This is a genomic window from Caulobacter sp. CCH9-E1 (assembly GCF_001556515.1).
Classification (GTDB): Bacteria; Pseudomonadota; Alphaproteobacteria; order Caulobacterales; family Caulobacteraceae; genus Caulobacter.
In genome coordinates this window covers 1-3204 of record NZ_LSJA01000341.1, presented here as the reverse complement: position 1 = coordinate 3204, position 3204 = coordinate 1, and the positions used below count along the sequence as shown (strand labels likewise).

Sequence of the window (3204 nt, the reverse complement as noted above, 5' to 3'; positions counted from 1 at the left end):
CGTGGGCTCGGAGATGTGTATAAGAGACAGGGGCAGGGTGGGGTCCGAGATGAACCGCACGATGCTCCGCCAGCCGCGGATCGGGTCATAGCCGCGATGCAGGGTGGCGACCGCCGTCCCCTGGAACGGCGCGAAGGCGGTCAGGCCCCAGGTAAAGTCCGGCCCCGACTGCGGCGGCAGCGACTTGCAGTCGGCCGACAGGCGGCAGAGCCACACCTCGCCCTCCTCCCCGCCGACCAGATAGGCGTCTGGACCCGCGGCCGGATAGGCGGACAGGGCTTCCATGCCTTCGTTATCCGGGAGGATCGTGGAGGGCTTGGGGGCGGGGCGCGGCGTTCCCCAGCCGCCGTCGGTCTGCGCCGGATACAGCCAGATGCGGTGGTCGCGCTCGAAGCTGACCAGACGGTCGCCGTTGGGCATGACCGCCAGGCCTTCGGCGTCGGCGTCACGCTTGCCCTGCAAGGGCTGGCCGTCGAGCCCGCGCAACGGGAACAGCTTGCCGCCGGTCAGGCCCGCCAGGCGTCCGGCGGCGTCCAGCTGGATCTTGGCCTCGAAGACATCGCCGTTGTCGCTGATCGCGGTCAGCACGTCGCCGGCTCCGATCCGCAGATCCGACAGGCCGTGCAGGCGCGTGGTGTCGGAGCTCGTAAGCACCAGGCCGCCGGCATAGGTGAAGCCGCCCTCGGCCGAGACCTTGCTCGGGTCGGCCGCGTCCATCGGGATGGGCGTGGCGACGACGGTGATCTCGGGTCCGGCCTTGACCGGCGCGGCCGGAATGACGGGCGGCGGCGCGGCGTGCTCGGCGCAGCCGGCGAGCACGCCGCCGGCCAGGGCCAAGCTCAGCGCCAGCCGAGCCCTCACGCGGGCGTCCTGGCGGGCTTGGCGGCCTGCGGCGTAACCACCGGAAGCGGCGCGAGCAGGCCGCGCGTCCGGGCGATCTGGCGCGGCTCTTCCTCGAACAGGGCCGCCAGCTGCTCGACCAGCACGCCGCCCAACTGCTCGACATCGACGATGGTGACGGCGCGGCGGTAGTAGCGCGTGACGTCGTGGCCGATGCCGATGGCGATCAGCTCGACGGGGCTCTTGCCCTCGATCTCGGCGATGACCTGGCGCAAGTGGCGCTCCAGATAGTGACCCGAATTGACGCTCAGGGTGCTGTCGTCCACCGGCGCGCCGTCGGAGATCACCATCAGAATGCGGCGAGCTTCGGGCCGACCGATCAGGCGCTGGTGCGCCCACATCAGGGCCTCGCCGTCGATGTTCTCCTTCAGAAGACCCTCGCGCATCATCAGGCCCAGGTTCTTGCGGGCCCGGCGCCAAGGCGCGTCGGCGGCCTTGTAGACGATGTGGCGCAGGTCGTTCAGGCGGCCCGGCGCGGCGGGCTTGCCGGCCTTGATCCAGGCGTCGCGGCTGGAGCCGCCCTTCCAGGCGCGCGTGGTGAAGCCCAGCACCTCGGTCTTGACCCCGCAGCGCTCCAGCGTGCGCGCCAGGATGTCGGCGCAGATCGCCGCCACCATGATCGGCCGCCCGCGCATCGAGCCGGAATTGTCGATCAGCAGGGTCACGACCGTGTCGCGGAACTCCTGGTCCTCCTCCTGCTTGAAGGACAGCGGCGCGGTCGGGTCGATGATCACCCGCGTCAGGCGGGCGACGTCCAGCATCCCTTCCTCGAGATCGAAGGTCCAGGCGCGGTTCTGCTGGGCCAGCAGGCGGCGCTGCAGCTTGTTGGCCAGGCGCGAGACAACGCTGGAAAGGGCCGAGAGCTGCTGGTCGAGATAGGCCCGCAGGCGCGTCAATTCCTCGGCGTCGCACAGGTCCTCGGCCTGGACGATCTCGTCGAACTCGGTCGTGAAGATCTTGTACAGCGGCTCGCCGCCCTGGGCCGAACCGGGATCGGGGCGGGCGGGCTTGGCGCCGTCGCCCATGTCGGGCGCCTCGTCGGTCTCCTCGACCTCGCCGTCCTGGTCGGACTGGACCATCTCCTCGTCGCCGGCCTCGGACTCGCGGTCCGAAGACTCGCTTTCCTGCGGGGAGGAGCCTTCGGGCTGTTCGCCTTCGCCCTCGCCCTGTTCGTCGTCCGAGCCCTCGGTCGGGGAGTCGTCCTCGTCGCCGTCGTCCTCGTCGGCGCTGTCGGTGGCGTCGGCCATCTCCTCGCCGAGGTCCAGGTCGCGGAGGATGTCGCGGCTGACGCGGGCGAAGGCGGCCTGGTCGTCGATGGCGGCGGCGAGGCGGTCGAGGTCCTTGCCGGCCCGGGCCTCGATGTCGGCCCGCAGGATGTCGACCAGGGCCTTGGCGCCGTCCGGGGGCGCGTCGCCGGTCAGGCGCTCGCGGACCAGCAGGCCCAGGATCTCGGCCATGGGCGCGGACTGGGTGTCGGTGGCCACCGCGCGGGTCAGGCCCTGCTTCTCCAGGCGGGTCTCGAGGGCGGCGGTCAGGTTGGCCCGCACGCCGCCCAGGGCGTTGGCGCCGATCGCCTCCAGCCGCGCCTGCTCGATCGCCTCGAAGGCGGCCTGGCCGTCGGGCGAGGCGGGACGGGCGCGGGCGTGGGCGACCGGGTCGTGGTGGGCCAGGCGCAGGGCCATCTGGTCGGCGAGGCCCCGGATGCGCGCGGCCTCCTTGCCCGACAGGTCGCGGGGCGGATGCGGCAGCACGGCCCGATTGCCCAGCAGCTGCGGACCATCGCCCGAGAACACGACCTCCAGGTCAGGCGTCTCGGCGAGTGAGCGGGCCGCGTGGGCCAGGGCGCGCTTGAAGGGTTCGGTCGGGCTTTCGGGCTTGGAGACCATGGCGTCTGGGTTACCGGCGTCGGGCGGCGAAGACAAGGAACGCCGCGCGGTGAGGGGGCGTTGATTTTCCGAACGCGCCGTTTCGGCGCTCAAGGAGGGAAACCGTCATGCTCAAATGGGCCATCATCCTCGCCATCGTCGCCATCATCGCCGGCGCCTTGGGCTTCACTGGCGTCGCCGGCGCGGCGGCGGGCGTCGCGAAGCTGCTGTTCTTCCTGTTCCTGATCGGCTTCGTGATCGTGCTGGTGCTGGGCGCCACGGTGTTCAAGACCGTGGCGGGGCCGAAGTAGGGTTCAATCAAGATCCTCCCCCGCGATGCGGGGGAGGTGGCCCGGAGGGCCGGAGGGGGCGAACTGGGCCTAAGCCGCGTTAGCCCCCTCAGTCGCTCCGCGACAGCTCCCCCGCATCGCGGGGGAGC

3 protein-coding genes are annotated in these 3204 nt (G+C 71.4%); 1 reads left to right on the top strand and 2 read right to left on the bottom strand.

What is annotated here, in order from left to right; all coding sequences use genetic code 11:
* Together AX690_RS19485 and cobT are read right to left on the bottom strand one after the other, a co-directional pair.
* Positions 1 to 861: esterase-like activity of phytase family protein (locus AX690_RS19485; protein ID WP_066730524.1), on the bottom strand; the 861-nt coding region annotated here is incomplete at its 3' end.
* A complete protein-coding gene (cobT, locus tag AX690_RS19480) occupies positions 858 to 2786 on the bottom strand; it encodes a cobaltochelatase subunit CobT (protein ID WP_066684712.1) in 1929 nt (642 codons plus the stop codon). The genes cobT and AX690_RS19485, both read right to left, overlap by 4 nt.
* Positions 2787 to 2893: 107 nt before the next feature.
* Here cobT and AX690_RS19475 point away from each other — a divergent pair, with 107 nt between their 5' ends.
* Complete coding sequence (locus AX690_RS19475) at positions 2894 to 3076, top strand: DUF1328 family protein (protein WP_066684701.1); 183 nt, start codon at positions 2894 to 2896, stop codon at positions 3074 to 3076.
* Positions 3077 to 3204 lie beyond the last annotated feature (128 nt).